The sequence below is a fragment of the Parasphingorhabdus sp. genome, assembly GCF_039968395.1.
Classification (GTDB): domain Bacteria; phylum Pseudomonadota; class Alphaproteobacteria; order Sphingomonadales; family Sphingomonadaceae; genus Parasphingorhabdus.
The window spans coordinates 310,670-327,011 of record NZ_JBDVPV010000001.1; the positions used below are offsets into that span (position 1 = coordinate 310,670).

17 protein-coding genes are annotated in these 16,342 nt (G+C 54.4%); 16 read left to right on the forward strand and 1 reads right to left on the reverse strand.

The annotated features are described in order from the left end of the window. The first annotated feature begins 3 nt into the window (after window positions 1–3). The 16 genes from ABJI30_RS01535 (at window position 4) to ABJI30_RS01610 (ending at window position 15,134) form a co-directional block, all read left to right on the forward strand. Window positions 4–441 (forward strand): CoA-binding protein, encoded by a 438-nt coding sequence (locus ABJI30_RS01535; protein WP_348015131.1) that lies wholly within the window; start codon window positions 4–6, stop codon window positions 439–441. Next, the gene (locus ABJI30_RS01540) at window positions 431–2,746 is read left to right on the forward strand and encodes a molybdopterin cofactor-binding domain-containing protein (RefSeq protein ID WP_348015132.1); all 2,316 of its coding nucleotides are present in this window, start codon (window positions 431–433) and stop codon (window positions 2,744–2,746) included. The genes ABJI30_RS01535 and ABJI30_RS01540 overlap by 11 nt, the downstream gene beginning before the upstream one ends. Before the next feature lie 3 nt (window positions 2,747–2,749). Continuing rightward, complete coding sequence (hemH, locus tag ABJI30_RS01545) at window positions 2,750–3,772, forward strand: ferrochelatase (protein ID WP_348015133.1); 1,023 nt, start codon at window positions 2,750–2,752, stop codon at window positions 3,770–3,772. Next, on the forward strand, window positions 3,763–4,026 hold the full coding sequence (locus ABJI30_RS01550) for a ribbon-helix-helix domain-containing protein (protein WP_348015134.1): 264 nt from the start codon (window positions 3,763–3,765) through the stop codon (window positions 4,024–4,026). Before hemH ends, ABJI30_RS01550 begins: the two co-directional genes overlap by 10 nt. 11 nt (window positions 4,027–4,037) lie before the next feature. Beyond that, window positions 4,038–4,415, forward strand: coding sequence for a fluoride efflux transporter CrcB (crcB, locus tag ABJI30_RS01555; protein ID WP_348015135.1), 378 nt, complete (start codon window positions 4,038–4,040; stop codon window positions 4,413–4,415). Beyond that, on the forward strand, window positions 4,412–5,683 hold the full coding sequence (locus tag ABJI30_RS01560; protein ID WP_348015136.1) for an RluA family pseudouridine synthase: 1,272 nt from the start codon (window positions 4,412–4,414) through the stop codon (window positions 5,681–5,683). The genes crcB and ABJI30_RS01560 overlap by 4 nt, the downstream gene beginning before the upstream one ends. Further along, window positions 5,683–6,318 carry an FMN-binding negative transcriptional regulator gene (locus ABJI30_RS01565; RefSeq protein ID WP_348015137.1) on the forward strand — a complete coding sequence of 212 codons (636 nt, stop codon included), beginning with the start codon at window positions 5,683–5,685 and terminating at the stop codon, window positions 6,316–6,318. The genes ABJI30_RS01560 and ABJI30_RS01565 overlap by 1 nt, the downstream gene beginning before the upstream one ends. Further along, entirely contained in the window at window positions 6,315–6,968 is a 654-nt protein-coding gene (locus ABJI30_RS01570) for an HAD-IA family hydrolase (protein WP_348015138.1), read from the forward strand. Before ABJI30_RS01565 ends, ABJI30_RS01570 begins: the two co-directional genes overlap by 4 nt. Beyond that, on the forward strand, window positions 6,965–7,288 hold the full coding sequence (locus ABJI30_RS01575) for a hypothetical protein (protein WP_348015139.1): 324 nt from the start codon (window positions 6,965–6,967) through the stop codon (window positions 7,286–7,288). Before ABJI30_RS01570 ends, ABJI30_RS01575 begins: the two co-directional genes overlap by 4 nt. Further along, window positions 7,285–7,566 (forward strand): hypothetical protein, encoded by a 282-nt coding sequence (locus tag ABJI30_RS01580; RefSeq protein WP_348015140.1) that lies wholly within the window; start codon window positions 7,285–7,287, stop codon window positions 7,564–7,566. Before ABJI30_RS01575 ends, ABJI30_RS01580 begins: the two co-directional genes overlap by 4 nt. Continuing rightward, window positions 7,563–8,261 carry an ATP12 family protein gene (locus tag ABJI30_RS01585; protein ID WP_348015141.1) on the forward strand — a complete coding sequence of 233 codons (699 nt, stop codon included), beginning with the start codon at window positions 7,563–7,565 and terminating at the stop codon, window positions 8,259–8,261. The genes ABJI30_RS01580 and ABJI30_RS01585 overlap by 4 nt, the downstream gene beginning before the upstream one ends. A gap of 56 nt (window positions 8,262–8,317) precedes the next feature. Then, entirely contained in the window at window positions 8,318–9,775 is a 1,458-nt protein-coding gene (locus ABJI30_RS01590; protein ID WP_348015142.1) for an AMP nucleosidase, read from the forward strand. Between the two features lie 118 nt (window positions 9,776–9,893). Further along, a complete protein-coding gene (locus ABJI30_RS01595; protein ID WP_348015143.1) occupies window positions 9,894–10,562 on the forward strand; it encodes an OmpW family outer membrane protein in 669 nt (222 codons plus the stop codon). A gap of 684 nt (window positions 10,563–11,246) precedes the next feature. Further along, entirely contained in the window at window positions 11,247–13,496 is a 2,250-nt protein-coding gene (locus ABJI30_RS01600) for a TonB-dependent hemoglobin/transferrin/lactoferrin family receptor (protein ID WP_348015144.1), read from the forward strand. A 19-nt stretch (window positions 13,497–13,515) separates the two neighbouring features. After that, on the forward strand, window positions 13,516–14,547 hold the full coding sequence (locus tag ABJI30_RS01605) for a DUF6607 family protein (RefSeq protein WP_348015145.1): 1,032 nt from the start codon (window positions 13,516–13,518) through the stop codon (window positions 14,545–14,547). Between the two features lie 35 nt (window positions 14,548–14,582). Continuing rightward, window positions 14,583–15,134, forward strand: a complete 552-nt coding sequence (locus ABJI30_RS01610) for a hypothetical protein (protein ID WP_348015146.1) — start codon at window positions 14,583–14,585, stop codon at window positions 15,132–15,134. A gap of 44 nt (window positions 15,135–15,178) precedes the next feature. On the opposite strand, the gene ABJI30_RS01615 is transcribed toward ABJI30_RS01610, so the two are convergent. Beyond that, complete coding sequence (locus ABJI30_RS01615) at window positions 15,179–16,153, reverse strand: tetratricopeptide repeat protein (RefSeq protein ID WP_348015147.1); 975 nt, start codon at window positions 16,151–16,153, stop codon at window positions 15,179–15,181. Between the last annotated feature and the right edge of the window lie 189 nt (window positions 16,154–16,342).

A 16,342-nucleotide genomic window follows, 5' to 3' on the forward strand; every position in this document is an offset into this window, starting at 1 on the left:
TCCATGCCATTGGAAACCGATCAGGAAATTGCGGCGCTGCTGACAGGCACCCGGCGGATTGCACTGGTTGGAGCATCCGCGAAGCCAGAACGGGCGAGCAACCGCATTCTCAAATTTCTGATCGATCAAGACTATGAAGTGATTCCCGTCAATCCAGGTCTGGCAGGACAACAGCTTCACGGCACCGAGGTGGTCGAATCGCTGGCGGCAATTGAAGGTCCAGTCGATATGGTTGACATTTTTCGCAATTCGGCTGCTGCCGGGCAAGTGGTGGATGAAGCCATCGCGATCCACGCCAAATCCGTCTGGTTGCAGCTGGGTGTGATTAATCGCCCGGCCGCAGAGCGCGCAGAAGCAGCGGGTTTACAAGTGGTCATGGACAAATGTCCAAAGATCGAGATTCCCCGGCTTGGCCTGTTGAAAGAAGCACATGACAGTTGATCCCGCGTCTCCCGAAAAAGAGGATGAACGTGAGGGCAATCCGCTTTCGAGGATGGTGAAGAATGTCAGTCGACGTCAGCTTCTTGTTGGCGGCGGCGCTGCTGCCGGCCTTGTGGTTGCCTGGGCGATCTGGCCCCGGACATATCAACCGAATTTAACGGCGTCCGACAATGAAGAAATTTTCGGCGCCTATCTCAAAATATCCAGAGACGGGCTTTTGACCATTGCAGTTCCGCAATCTGAAATGGGACAGGGCGTTTACACGGTGTTGCCGCAGATTCTTGCAGGCGAATTGGGGGCGGACTGGCGCACGGTCGCGGTTGAGCCTGCCCCGATGAACCCTCTTTACGCGAACAAGATTCTGGCCCGGGAGTGGGCGGAAACCCTGCTGCCTGCAGGCAGTGAGAACCTGTCTGAAAATGAAGCGGCAGAATGGCTGGCGGGAAATATCGCCATGCGCAATGCGTTTATCGTAACTGCGGATTCAACGTCTGTTGCAGCCTATGGCGACAGCTTCCGCGAAGCCGGAGCAGCAGCGCGTGTGCTGCTGTGCAAGGCTGCAGCGGCCAGATGGGACATCGCGTGGGAGGCCTGCACCGTTGAAAGCGGGTTGATCCAGCATGAGGACAAAACCCTGCGGTTCGGAGAGCTTGTCGAAGATGCTGCGATGCAAACACTTCCCGACCCCGTTCCGTTGCGCTCGAGTCCGGTCAACAATCTCGTGGGACAGGATGTCCCGCGCCTCGATCTGCCCGCGAAGCTGGACGGATCCGCAAATTATGCCGGGGATATCCGGCTTCCGGACATGGTTTATGCATCGATCCGGCAAGGGCCGGTGGGCGATACACGTTTGAAATCCTTTCATCGGGAAGCGGCCAGTAAATTGATTGGCCTGGTCGATGTGGTCGAAAATGAAAGATGGATTGCTGCTGTGGCAACCAATTGGTGGGCTGCAAATCAGGCCCTCGACAATATGAGCCCGATTTTCGAAACGACAGGCCTTCTTCCGGATAGCGCCAAGATGAACGTTGCGCTGGAAGAAGCGCTGAATGAAGGCCCCGGAGTCCGGTTTGTTTCCCGAGGTGAAACAAAGTCCGTTTTCGAAGAATATGTCAGCAAACGTGCGGTTTATGAAGCGCATGCAGGACTGCATGCTCCGATTGAAACACAGACTGCCACAGCAGAATTCAGGGATGGCAAATTGCAGCTGTGGCTTGCGACCCAGGCACCGGTCGCGGCGATGAGGGCGGCAGCCGAGGCTTTGGGCATCGGAGAGGATGATGTTACGATTTATCCGATGCTTTCTGGTGGGTCATTCGGGCGCAATCTCGATACAACAATTGCCGCACAGATTGCAGTGATTGTTCGGGAGATTGGCCGGCCGGTGCAACTGATCTGGTCCCGGGCAGAGGATATCATGCACGGTCATTACCGCGCTCCGGCTCAAGCCCGGCTCGACGCGGCAATGGACAAGGCCGGCCGCATTCAGGCCCTGCAGGTCAAGATCGCGGCGCCTGCCGCAGCCCGGGAGCAAAGTAAAAGACTGTTCAAGGGCCAAAGCCTGATTGAAGCCACGCAGCGATCAATCGGAGAAGCAGACGCAAAGGCCGTCGAGGGCGCGGATACGCCCTACACAATTCCCAATGTCACTGTGGATCATCACCCGGCTTATGTGGGAATTCCGTCCGGGAACTGGCGCAGCAACGCGCACAGCAGCAATGCGTTTTTCATTGAGTCTTTTATCGATGAACTTGCATCGCGCGCGCAGGTGGAGCCGCTATCCTATCGCATGCAAATGCTGTCCGGTCAGGCACGATTGGCGCGTTGTCTCACGGGTGTGGCAGCCATGGCTGGCTGGGACGGCGGTCTGGACGGGAGCGGGCAGGGCATTGCCTGCCATACCATGAGCGGGGCCTATATTGCCGTGATTGCAAGCGCCAGCCGCGGCGAAGGCGGGTTGAGCGTCAGCCGGATATCCGCCACGGTGGATGCAGGACGGATCATCCATCCGGATATTGCCCGCCAGCAGATCGAAGGCGGAATTGTGTTTGGACTGGCGATGGCGATGGGCGCCTCCAGTCAGTTTGAGGATGGACTGCCCACTGCAAAACGACTGCGTGATCTGTCCTTGCCTCGTCTGGCCGAAATCCCGCCGATACAGGTTGAATTTATCAAGAGTGAGGAAGAGCCCGCCGGCGTGGATGAGATTGGCGTACCGGCTGTCGCTCCGGCCATTGCCAATGCCCTGTTCTCTGCTACGGGTGTGCGCTTGCGGCAATTGCCGCTCTTTTCCGAGGCTGGCTGAAGCATGAATAGCAAATCAATAGAGCGGGACACTCTGCCTGATGACCACCCGCAAGTCAGTTGGGGCAAAATCGGATTGCTTCTGGTCAATCTGGGAACACCGGACGCACCTGACAGAGTATCGGTCAAACGTTACTTGAAAGAGTTTTTGTCCGACCGGCGGGTTGTGGAAATCCCCTCGATCATCTGGCAGCCAATCCTGCGCGGCATCATCCTCAATACCCGGCCACAAAAATCTGCTGAAGCTTATGCGAAGGTATGGACCGAAGCGGGGTCACCGCTCGCGGTGTACACGCGGCGTCAGGCCGATGCTTTGGGCAAGGCCATGGGAGACGGCGTCATTGTCGAATGGGCGATGCGCTATGGCCAGCCGTCGGTGCAAAGCCGGTTGCAGCGCTTGCAAGAGGCCGGGTGCGACAAAATTCTCGTTGCTCCTCTCTATCCGCAATATAGCGGGGCAACCACCGCAAGCGTACATGATGCGGTGTTTGATGCCGTTCGGGAAATGCGCTGGCAGCCCGCCCTGCGCATCCTGCCGCCCTATCATGATGATCCGGCCTATATTTCAACACTGAAAGACAGTGTTGAATCAGGGATTGCGGGGCTCGATTTCAAACCCGATGCCATTATCGCCAGTTTTCACGGCATGCCGGTGCGTACGCTGGAACTCGGCGATCCCTATCACTGCCATTGTCAGAAAACGGCCCGACTGCTCTCCGAAGCCATGGGGCGGGAGCTGGTCTTGTCATTTCAATCCCGGTTTGGACGGGCCAAATGGCTGGAACCTGCGACAGATGCCACGCTCGAGGCATTGCCCGGTCAGGGCAAGAAAAAAATCGCGATATTCGCACCCGGCTTCTCCAGCGACTGTCTGGAAACTTGCGAAGAACTGGCGATTACCGGGAAAGAGCAGTTTATGAATGCAGGTGGTGAGAAATTTGCATATCTGCCGTGCCTCAATGACAGTGACATCGGCATCTCCATGCTGGAAACATTGCTGCGCCGGGAATTGTCGGGGTGGATTTAGAAAGCGCAGATATTTTCCACCCGCCGATCAAGCGCAGTATCACAATCGCCGGGCATCAAACTTCCATCACGCTGGAGCCACTTTTCTGGAAATTGCTGAAGCAAGCGTCTGAAACAAGAGCGCTTCCGTTGAACGCGCTGGTTGCCCAAATCGACATGCAACGACTGGAATCCGATGAACCGCCCGGACTGGCCACCGCGATCCGGCTGTGGCTGACTTATGATCTGCTTGGAAAATCAGGCAAGTCCGACTAAGGCTGGCGGCGATGAACGCAACCCTTCTCGTTATGGCCGGTGGCGCCCTTGGCGCCGGGGCCCGCTATAATCTTGGCCGACTGGTTTTCCACTGGGTGGGACCGGGATTTCCTTTTGGTACGCTGGCTGCAAATTTGCTGGGCGGATTTCTGATGGGCATTCTTGTCGGCTTGCTGGCGCTTTCAGATTCTGTCGATGAACCCTGGCGGCTTTTTCTTGGGGTTGGCCTGCTGGGTGGTTTCACGACATTTTCAGCGTTTAGCCTGGAGGTTCTGAACATGATCGAGCGCGGGAGTTGGGGCATCGCCGCTGGCTATGCATTGCTCTCGGTCATTGGTTCCGTGGTCGCTCTGTTTATCGGTCTTTTCGCAATGAGGGCAGTGGCATGAGTAAATTTGATCCCACCGCTGACAGCGGATCCGAAGCGGAAAAGCCACAGGGCACGTTGAAAGAACAGAAGCAGGCCTTGAAAATTCTTGATGTCAGGCAATTCACCATTTCACCCGATGATGACGATATCCGTGTGGATCGCTGGTTCAAGCGGCATATGGCTGATGTCCCTTTCAATGTGGTTTCGCGCTGGGCCAGAACCGGACAGCTCCGACTGGATGGCAAACGGGTCTCACCGGGGGACCGGATCAACGCAGGACAGGTGCTGCGTGTGCCTCCCGCTGAAATTGAGCGACCGGGGCGGGTTGCAAAACCGCGCACTGAACTCTCCAAAGACCAAATCGACTTTGCGCAGGAGCTTGTCATCCATAAGGACAAGGCGGCGATTGTGGTCAACAAGCCTCCAGGTCTCGCGACCCAGGGTGGCAGCAAAACCAATACGCATCTCGATGGCTTGCTGGACGCGCTGACCTATGATGCGGGCACGCGGCCGCGATTGGTTCATCGGCTCGACAAGGATACCAGCGGGGCCATTTTGCTGGCCCGATCTCCGGGATCGGCGGCTTTTTTCTCGAAGCGCTTTTCCGGCCGGACGGCCCGCAAGGTCTATTGGGCGATCGTCATGGGTGTGCCCGAAATTGCGGATGGCATGATCGATCTGCCCTTGTCGAAGCAACCCGGTTCGGGCGGCGAAAAAATGCATGTCGACGAAGAAAATGGGCAACCCTCAAAATCCCGCTACCGGATTATCGAACGGGCCGGCAATCGGGCTTGCTGGGTTGAACTGCAACCGTTTACCGGAAGAACCCACCAACTGCGCGTTCATATGGCGGCCATCGGTCACCCGATACTGGGTGACGGAAAATATGGTGGCAAGGATGCCTTCCTGACCGGTGCGATCAGTCGAAAAATGCATCTTCACGCCCGGCGATTGCGGATTGAACATCCGGATGGGCACAAGCTGGACGTCAAGGCTGATTTGCCAGAACATTTTGCGGAAACGATGGAGGGTCTTGGGCTTGATCTGACTCTTGGTGATTTGCCTCTCGACGAGAAAAAGCCGGGTGGGAAAGCTGTGCGCAAGCAGCAAAGCCGTGCGCATGCAAAACAGATCCGCAAGGACAAGCGCGGCGAACGTCGCGCTCGCGGTGAGAATGAAGGGAAACCCGTAAAGGCGGGAAAGCCGTCCAAAAGACCGCGACCTTCAGCTGGCAAGGCCACCCATAAAAAGGCAATGCCGCACAGAGCAAAGCAGAAGAAAAAATAATGCATCCCAATCCAGCTTTTCGATGGCCCAAAAACGCACATGACCAAAATGATGCTGACGAACGCGCAGCGCTGGAAGCGATGATTGCGAATATCGGATTTGGAATGATATTTGGAACCACGGCTGACGGGCCGCGAGTGGCGCATGTTCCGATTTTTTCAACGGGTGACGGCGTGCTCCAGTTTCATCTGTCCAAAGGCAATGCGCTGACCAAGGCGCTTCCGGGGCTGCAGGCACTTTGCGTGGTCAACGGGCCGGAAGCCTATATCAGTCCGGACTGGTATGGCATGGATGACCAGGTTCCGACCTGGAATTACGTTTCTCTGGAAATGGAGGGGCCGGTCCGAAAAATGGAGCGGGAAGGTCTGATCGCATTGCTGGATGATGTGACTGCGGTCAATGAGGCACGCCTCGCTCCGAAAACGTCGTGGCACCGGGACAAGATGGAAATCTCGAAATTTGAAAAAATGGTCGATTCCATCGTCGGATTTGAGATGGAAATTCTGGCATGGCGGCCGACGATGAAGCTGAGCCAGAACAAGCCCGCTGTTGCCATTGACAATGCCGCCGATGCGCTCGATGCATCGGGTCGCCGCGCGATGGCACACATGATGCGGGAATTTGCACCGAAATGAACAAGTTGGCTCTATTTGATTGTGATGGAACGCTCGTCGATAGTCAGGCCAATATCTGCATGTCGATGGACCGGGCTTTTGAAAAACATGCGCTGACGCCGCCCGATCATCATCTGACTCGCCGGATAGTGGGACTGAGCTTGCAGGAAGCTGTCCGTCAGCTTCTGCCCGATGGCGATGACGCGCTTATCGAAGCATTGACCCAGACCTACAAAGACGGGTTTTTTGAGTTGCGCCAGGAAGGCGGGGTGCACGAGCCGCTCTACGAAGGCATCGCCCAGTTGCTGGACAAACTGGACAGTGCAGGATGGGTGCTCGGTGTGGCGACCGGAAAATCTGATCGCGGCCTCAATCATGTCCTCGAACTGCATGGGCTGACCGACAGATTTGTCACCTTGCAAACAGCGGACCGTCATCCTTCAAAACCGCATCCTGCAATGGTTGAACTAGCGATGTCCGAGGCCGGAGCGACGCAAGAAACAACCGTGATGATTGGTGATACCAGCTTCGATATGGAAATGGGTGTCAATGCCGGTGTCCGGCCTCTCGGAGTCGATTGGGGCTACCACAATGCGGATGAACTGGTGGCCGCAGGGGCCGAACTTGTAGCCTTGACCATGAACGAACTTCAGGAGGCATTGCTCGCATGACCAACACCCGTGATCCGTCTGATCCGCCCGTCTATGTCCCTGATCCGGAGAAGGAAAAGCAGGCAAAGGCACTTCACTTCACGATCAGTATTATCCGGTTGCTGGGTGTGGCACTGCTGATGCTCGGCATTGCAATTGCCCTTGATCGGCTGCCTCCCGTCCCGGCTCCGGCTGGCTATGTCCTGATCCTGATCGGGCTTTTTCAGATGATGGCTATCCCGCTGATCATGGTGAGAATGTACGTGAAAGCGCGGGTTGCAGAAGAAGCTGCGCAATTGGATGCCGAGACGGCGGCGCCGCCGGATGAAAGGTCTGAATGATGAACAGTCCGCGAGCTCGAAAAAATGATCAGCAGCAACAGGCTGTTCAGCAAAAAATGTTGCTGCTGGTGCGGCTGTCGGGATTGATTTTCCTGATTGGTGGTCTTGCGATCATATTTGGTGTGATCGGTTCTATGGATATAGCGATTGGCTATGTTCTGGCCGTTGTTGGTCTGGTTGATCTGTTGATCGTGCCCATGGTTATCGGCAAGATGTTCACCAGAAGGCGGGATAAATTCCTCGAAGGCAATCGCCCGGACAACCGACCGGGCCGATGAAGCGGTTTTACAAACAGGTGGATGCTGTCGCGGTCGATGACGGATTCGCAATTCGGCTGGATGGGCGCTCCGTGAAAACGCCAGATCGAAATGACCTTGTTCTCCCGGCCAAGGCGCTGGCTGAGGCGGTTAAAGCAGAATGGGCCGGACAGGGGGAAGAGATTGATCCCGCCACGATGCCGTTTACCGCATTGGCACAGGGTGCACTGGATCAGATAGGTCATGATCGTCCGCGCATCGTGGCTCGCATTGCGGCTTTTGCCGACAGTGACATGCTCTATTTTCGCGGGGATGCGCATCAGCAGGCTCTGGCTGATCATCAGACAGAGCAATGGGACCCGCTGCTCGACTGGGCCCGGACGCGCTATGATGTCAGCTTTGTTCTTGTCCGCGGGATCATGCATCAATCGCAGTCGCCGCAAACTTTGAAGCGTCTTGCAGAAGCGGTGGAAGCACAGGATGATTTTACGCTTGCGGCGATGCTTTCGCTGGTCGGGTTGGCGGGATCACTGGTTGCGGTGCTGGGACTTGTTGAAAATGCCTTCGATGCGGATGAACTCTGGCGGCTCGTCAATCTGGAGGAGCTCTGGCAGGAACAGCAATGGGGCGCGGACGATTTGGCGGTTGAAACACGCGCATTAAAGCAGGTAGAATATCTGGGCGCGGCCCGGTTTCTGGAACTGGTGCGCATATAGTTTTTCCCTTTTGAGCGTTTTTCCGGTACAGACCTTTAACTGTAAACGGAGACTGCATGACATCTGAACAATCCCGCCAATCCCTGGCGCTATGCGACAGCCCCGAAGAGGCTGTTGCTCTTCTCGAAAAACTCTACCATCAACAAATCAATCTGATCACCGAGCGCTTTGGCCGCTACACCGAAGGGGATCTCGAATCTTCGGACACCGTGCAAGGTGTCTATCCGATGGTTTCGGTCGAAATCCCGGCAGACCAGGCCACAGAAACCAGCCATCTCGCATCCGGCCGGATCTCCGGCATCAACTGTTACAGCACAACGATCAGTCAACCCGCTCTTTACCGGCAATATCTGACCAACCAGCTAGCCCGTATCAATCGCATCTTTACAGCCAGCATAAGAGTAGGCCTGTCGGAAACGCCAATACCACTTGCCTTCGCGATCGAGAATGCCGGCGGTGGTCTTGAACGTGACCGCAAGGATGCACTGCCTAATCATTTTCACACGCCCAATCTGATCGCGACCAATGACGAGATTGTGGATGGCGGACAGATTTTTGCTGATGGCTCGGACTCCGCATTATCGTTGTTTACGGCTGAGCGTGTCGATTATTCGCTGCACCGGATCCGCCATTATTGCGCCACCGACCCAGAATATTTCCAGCCTTTCATCCTGTTCACCAACTATCAGCGCTATGTTGACGAGTTTATCGAACACGGGCTCGCAGAAGTCGCAACAGGTGATGCGGAAATTCTGGTCGAACCCGGCAACCGGATTACCGGGAATGACGGCAAACCATCTTGTCCGCCGATTGCCAAGCCGCCGCAAATGCCTGCCTATCATCTGGTGCGCAAGGACGGGCGTCCCGGCGTGACTTTGGTCAACATGGGCGTGGGACCATCCAATGCCAAAACGATCACGGACCACCTGGCGGTACTGCGTCCGCATGTCTGGTTGATGATTGGCCATTGCGGCGCTCTGCGGCGGACCCAGCGTTTGGGAGATTATGTTCTGGCGCATGCTTATCTGCGCGATGACAATGTGCTGGATGATGTTCTGCCTCCCTCCATCCCGCTACCCACCATCGCGGAAGTGCAACTGGCGCTGACCAAAGCGGTGCAGGATGAAACCGGCATCGACCATTCACAACTCAAACAGCATTTGCGCACCGGTACGGTTGTGACGACCGGCGATCGCAACTGGGAACTGCGCTTTGAACAGATTGCCAAACGCCTGAACCAGTCTCGCGCCATTGCCATTGATATGGAATCCGCAACCGTGGCTGCCAATGGCTATCGTTACCGCGTTCCCTATGGGACATTGCTGTGCGCTTCGGATAAACCGCTGCATGGCGAGATCAAACTGCCGGGCATGGCCGACGCTTTTTATCAGGAGCGCGTCGGGCAGCATCTGGCCATTGGCTTGCGGACGATTGATTTGCTGGCAAAGGAGGCAGATGCAGGGACATTGCACAGCCGAAAATTACGCAGCTTTGGGGAGCCGCTTTTCCGCTGATCACTCCTGAAAACCGCGAATGTTGATCCATGTCAACGCGATTGTTGCGCTGCATCAATGAATGGGAATCATTGCCCTTCTAGTTACGATTCGAAAGTAACAAGAAAGGGGTTTTCCCATGCGTATTATGACAGGAATTTTGGCAGCAGCTACGGTATTGGCAACAGCTTTACCGGCTGTTCCGGCGATGGCCAAACAGGGCGACGTACTCGTGCGTGTCCGCGCCATCAATGTCATGCCAAATGAAAGCAGCGGTTCTGTCTTGCCCGGTTTTCCAGGTGAAGAAGTCGGTGTCGATAATAGTCCGGCACCAGAAATTGATATTACCTACATGGCGACGGACAATATCGGGTTTGAACTGATCGCCGCGACGACCAAGCACAGCGCGTCGGGTGTTTCCGGTACCACTGGCAGCATCGGACGGCTGGCATCCACCTGGGTGTTGCCGCCAACCCTCACCGCGCAATATCATTTTGCTCCAGAAGGTGCGATCAGGCCCTATGTCGGCGCTGGCATCAACTACACGATATTCTGGAACGAAGATGCCACGGACGAGCTGGAAACGGCAGTGGGAACAACATTAGTGCGGATGAGCGACAGCTTCGGCTGGGCGTTGCAGGCTGGTGTCGACATTCCGATCAATGAACGCATGTTTCTCAATCTTGATGTCAAATATATCGATATCAACACCACCGCGACACTGACCACAACGGCAGCGAGAACGCAGACCGTGGATATCGATCTGGATCCGCTGGTTGTCGGCATCGGTATCGGAATGAAATTCTAGTTTGCTTGGAGAGACCCGGCGAAATTTAGGTAAGCCGGGTCCGCATGGAAAGAGCACCCTGATCTGCGGGATTGGGCAGGGTGCTCTTTTTATGGGAATTCGTTCCATTGTCGAAACTGCGATGTCGCCAAGGCGGACATTGGCAGACTAACTAATTCCGTTTCGATTGGAGTTAAGTTCTCCAATTTACAGGACAATTGGATCAAACTTTTGCGATCGATTTCGGTGTTTCCGGAGCGCTACTGTTGATCGATTTTGCCTTGAATGTCGCATTGGAGGCTAACCACAACAGTTTGCAAATTTCAGGGGTCAAAGCACCACTCGGTAGCCGTGCGAGAGGGTACCATTTATGGAAGATCGACCGACCGTGATCCAGCTCAGTATACGTGCGCGCTCTGACGGAATGGGAAGAGTCTTTGGCGCTTGAGCCGGTCGTTCAGCCATTTCTGCCGAGCTTCGGCAAAGCGCAATCGAGGAATCATAGTTCTTCTTGGTGAGAGCCGTCTAGCATTTATCATGAGCCATAGTCACATTCCCATAGCGCGCTATCCCTTTTCCATCTTGGGCAAAAGCAGATGTAGTGCAAAGAGTGACTATAAAACCGATTGACAGAAACATATTCCACTCTCTATCTAAGAATGAGAATCATTCGCATTAGCAAATAGATTTTGAGGGAATAACTTTATGTCAGTATTTATGCGCTTTCGCGCAGGGTTTATTGTGTCCAGTTTGTCGGCATTGGCAGTTTCTAGTGCGGCCTGTGCCGCAGAAGCGGACGCAGCATTGGACGATGCCAATGTTATCACGGTCACCGGAACCCGTGCTCCAGTTGATGTCGAGGATGCGCCAGCAACTGTGACGGTGATTGATCAGGAACGCCTTGCCGACGAACTCGCGACGGATGTGCGGGACATTGTGCGGTTTGAACCCGGCGTTACGGTAAGACGGGCTCCAGCGCGATTTGGTGCGGCATTGGGCACAACTGGCCGTGCAGGTAACGAAGACTTCAATATTCGCGGCATTGGTGGCAATCGGGTCCTTATTCAAGTGGATGGTATTCGCTCCCCCCAAGGGTTTAGCTTTGGGGCACAAAATGCTGGTCGTGGAAATGCCGCTGATGTGGGATTGATTAAATCGGTTGAGATTTTGCGCGGTCCGGCGTCGGCGCTCTACGGCAGTGACGGTTTATCAGGCGCGGTTAGCTTTATAACCTCTGATCCGGTTGATTTCATCAATGACGGAAACAGTTTGGGCGGTTTCGCTCGAGCCCAATATAGCTCCGCCGATCAGGAATTTTCGGAGACGATCGCCTTGGCCGGACAAACAGGTAGTTTTTCTGCCATGCTGGCCTTTTCGCGCCGTGATTTTAAAGAGTTGGACAACAAAGGCACAATTGACACTGCAGATGCCACTCGCACCACTCCCAATCCGCAGGATGGCGAATCCAATGCTCTCCTCGGTAAACTTGTCTGGGAAGATGGTTCACATAAAATTCGGCTAACAGGCGAATATTTGGAGCGAGAGATTTTTTCCGACATTTTATCGGGACGCGGGCCTGTTTTTCTTTTCGGCCCGGTTCCAAGCTGGATTGTTGATAATCTGACCGCACAAGATGAAACGAAACGCACGCGTGCGTCGTTGGATTACACTTATGATGCCGGCGAACAAGGAAATGGTCTTATCGACTATGCCCACGTCGCTGCCTATTGGCAGGATAGCCAGGATCGTCAATTTGCTGACGAAGACCGCTCTCCAACTGGAGCTACTCCGCGCCCGGATCGAGAACGGCTCAATACGTTCAATACCGCAGTATTTGGCGCAGTCGCTGATTTTCGATCAACCTTCAAGACTGGCTCGGTCAAGCACACACTGACGTTTGGCGGAGACATCAGCAAGACTCAACAAGACGGTCTGCGCGACGGCGTGGTACCTCCTTTTGGCGAGTTTTTTCCTTCCCGTGCATTCCCGGTAACTGATTTTACCCTTGGCGGATTTTATCTCGGCGACGCGATTGAACTTGGTGATGGTATTGTAACCCTATACCCCGCGCTGCGTTACGACTTTTACGATCTGGATCCAGTGGTCAACGATCCCCTGTTACCGGGATTTACGCCAAGCGGTCAGAGCGGGTCGAAACTATCTCCAAAAATTGGTGCTGTGGTGAAGTTGGGCGATGTTCGCTTGTTCGGAAATTATGCGCAAGGATTTCGCGCTCCAACCCCCGGCCAGGTCAATAATTTCTTCGAGAACTTGGCCTTTGGATATACATCCGCTCCCAATCCCAACCTGACACCCGAAACCAGTTCTAGTTTTGAGGCTGGTATAAGATATGCAGCAGATGGCATTAGTCTTGGGCTTACCGGATTTTACGCGGACTATGACGATTTTATTAGTCAGGAACAGGTCGGCGGTTCGTTCCGCCCCGGCGATCCGGCAGTTTTCCAGTTTGTGAACATTGCCGATGTCAAAGTGAAAGGTTTTGAAGTCAAAGCTAGCTACGAGGCTGACAATGGTTTCCGTACCCGCTTTGCATTGGCTTTCGCTGACGGCAATACCGGTCGTCCCGGACAGCCCGATCAATCTCTTTCGACAATTGATCCACTGAATCTGATATTTGGTGTCGGATACCGGGAACCCAGCGGTGCGTTCGGCGGTGAAATTATCGCGAGTTACAATGCCCGAAAAGAAGCCAACGAAACAGTCGGCGTCTGCAACGCAGCTTGTTTCCGGCCTGGTGAGTCTGTGATTTTCGATGCGACCGCATTCTTTCGAATTGCCGAGAATTTCAAAATCCGCGCGGGTGTTTTCAACATCACAGACAGGAAATATTCGTTCTGGTCCAATGTGCGCGGATTGGCGGCAACATCCAATATCACGGACGCGTTTACCCAGCCAGGACGTAACGCGAGCATTTCACTGAGCGCATCATTCTAGATATTTTGGGAGAACAGAAATGAAGATCAAGACGACATCCAAACTCGGAGCTGCACTTTTTGCAATGGCTCTGATCACTTCACCGGCGATGGCGGACGATCGTCACAGTCAGATGACAGCAACTGAGTCAAAAGCGTCATTCGAACAGGATCGTGCCGATATATTAGCGATGGCCGGCGACTATAAAGTCAAATTCGACATGGCAGAGACTACGTCCTGGCGGAATGACTATGTCCCCATCAAGGCGAAAATCTCTGGCGGCCATGAGAGTGTTCGCGTTATCAAAGACACCGGCAAAGAGATTGTCCTGCAGCACCTTCTGGTCGCGGAACATGAAGGTAAGACTTTTGTCATCAAGCACTGGCGGCAAGACTGGGTTTATGAACCTGCAAATGTCCTAGTCTATACAGGTGCCGGTGAATGGACGAACGAGGCTGTTCCTCAAACTGAACGCAAAGGCCAATGGTCACAGACGGTTTGGCAGGTTGACGATAGTCCCCGTTACGGCGCTGTGGGTGAGTGGAAAACCATTAACGGTGTCCGCAGCTGGACCAGCAACAGGACGGCAAGGCCGCTGGCACGGCGCGATGCGGTGCGCAACCCGGAATATGATCATTACCAAGCGATAAACCGCCACCAACCCATGCCCGGCGGCTGGGTTCACTGGCAGGACAATACAAAAATGAAAACCGTCGATGGCAAGGCTTTGCCTTATGTCCAGGAATCGGTGCTCAACACGTACAAAAAATTTAATGGCTACTCGGTCGCCGCAGCGGACAACTATTGGACCAAAACAAAAGACTATTGGCAGGAAGTCAGAGATGAGTGGGACGCTGTTATCGCGAAAAATGGTGGTGTAACGGTCGAAGAAGAAGCGGCGACGGGTACAGTCATCAGTGCACGCTTGTTGGAAATGGGCACGGATATTTCTGAAGGAAAAATGACAAAATCTGTAGCGGTGACGGAAGCGCGATCACTTATTCAGGGCGCCACCAGCAGGCGACTAGTCAAAACCGCAGCGAAGAATAATTCTGTGTCGGCGGATTATTAGTCGCATCGCGCGTCGGATTTCTCGGGAAAATGTCTGTGAATAAAGTCAAAACCAGAAACTTGCTCATATTGATGCACCTGTTTCTCGCCGCTTTTCTGGCACCTTTTTTTCTGATGGTAGCAGTCACCGGTGCACTTGATCAGGCTGGCATCGAGCCTTCAATTGAAGATATTGATCTTGAACTGCCTGCTGGCACCGAACTTGATCCGGAAAGCGCAACACTGAAAGAAGATATCCGAAAAATACTGGCTGTTCAAAACATCGTACTGGATATTGAAAGTGTCCGCAGCCGTGGTGGCAAAATGACAACTCGGCCCACTTCACGCACTTTCGCAAGGTTCGAACAGACGCAGGATCGTCTCAGTGCATCGCTGCACAAGCCCGGCCTGCAATATTCCTTGATGGAACTGCACAAGGGGCATGGACCAGCGATTTTCAAAACCTATCAAATGATCGCAGGATTTGCACTGTTTCTGGTTATCATTGGAGGTTTGATTGTGGGGGTATTGACCAAAACCTATCGGAATAAGACGGTCAGCGCTGCCATATTGGGAACGATCGGATTTGTTGCGTTGGCGTTTTTCTAGTTTCGCAATGCTCGCTTCCACGCCCAAATTGGCCATTGAAAACGTTAGCTACCAACACCCAAAGCCATGCCGGCTTCCCGGATCCGCTTTGCTTCTGCGCCATCATTTTTGAACGCAGCCAGTCCGCGATCGAGGGCCTGTTTGGCCTGGACTGTCTGACCCAGTTGCATGCGGCTGCGCATCAGCATGATCCAGCCATTCGCATCATCGGGATTTCTTTGCAGACGCTTGTCGAGGCCGTCGACCATGTCGGCGATCATCGCCTCCTGCTGACCTGGGGGCAGCGAGGCTGCCTCTTGCATCTGGGACTGGCTGGGGCCGGGAATGGCGGCGGTCGCGACTTGTGGGCCATCGGTGGAGATGCCGCCGGTTGGTGCGGCAGGGGTGACTTTGGCCAAGCGGGCCGCGACGTCGATATTTTCCTTTTCCGCAACCTGGGAGATGACGCGGCGAATATCGGCTGCATAAGGCGCGTCGGCTGGCGTCTCCTGCAGCAAGGCAAACCAGTCATTTATGGCGCCGCGATGGTCACCGGCAATATCTTTGCGGACCGCCAGAAAATACCGGGCACGGGGGTCGTCGGCATCGAGGGCCAAAGCCTTGTTGAAGGCGGCGGCGGCGTCGGCGGGAACCTGCGTCCCGTCGCTCGCCATGACCAGTGCTTCGCCCAGCATCGACCAATATTCAGGGTTTTGGGGATTCAGTGTGGTGGCGCGTTTCATCGCCGTGGCTGATTCGGCAAATTTTTGGGTTTCAAAATAGCTCCACCCCAGCATCCGCCAACTTTCGGCATCTTCCGGATCATCCTGGAGCTTTTTCTCCAGACCCGCGATGACTTCCCCTACGCTTGGTGCCTGTTCCGATTCGGCAGGGGTCGTTGCAGTTTCTGTTGCACCGTCTGTTTCAAAACTGCGATAGACCTGAATCCCGACAGCGCCAATTGCCAGCAATGCCGCGAATATCAGGGCTATTCGCCCGACGGGCCATTTGTCGTCCTTCGATTTGTCGGTTGTGCTCATGGTAACAGATTCTCCTGACGGCGCAGATATGGACAAGCCAGGTCATTGTCGTGAAGATCACGGTTTTGACAAGAGCTTTGTTGATCAATTGCTGTCGAACAAGTGTCAGGAATATGCTGTGCGATTTAGCACTGGCATTGAAAAGACTTTTTGGTAAGATGATGGTTAATCAGGTCTTTTAGGGTCGCG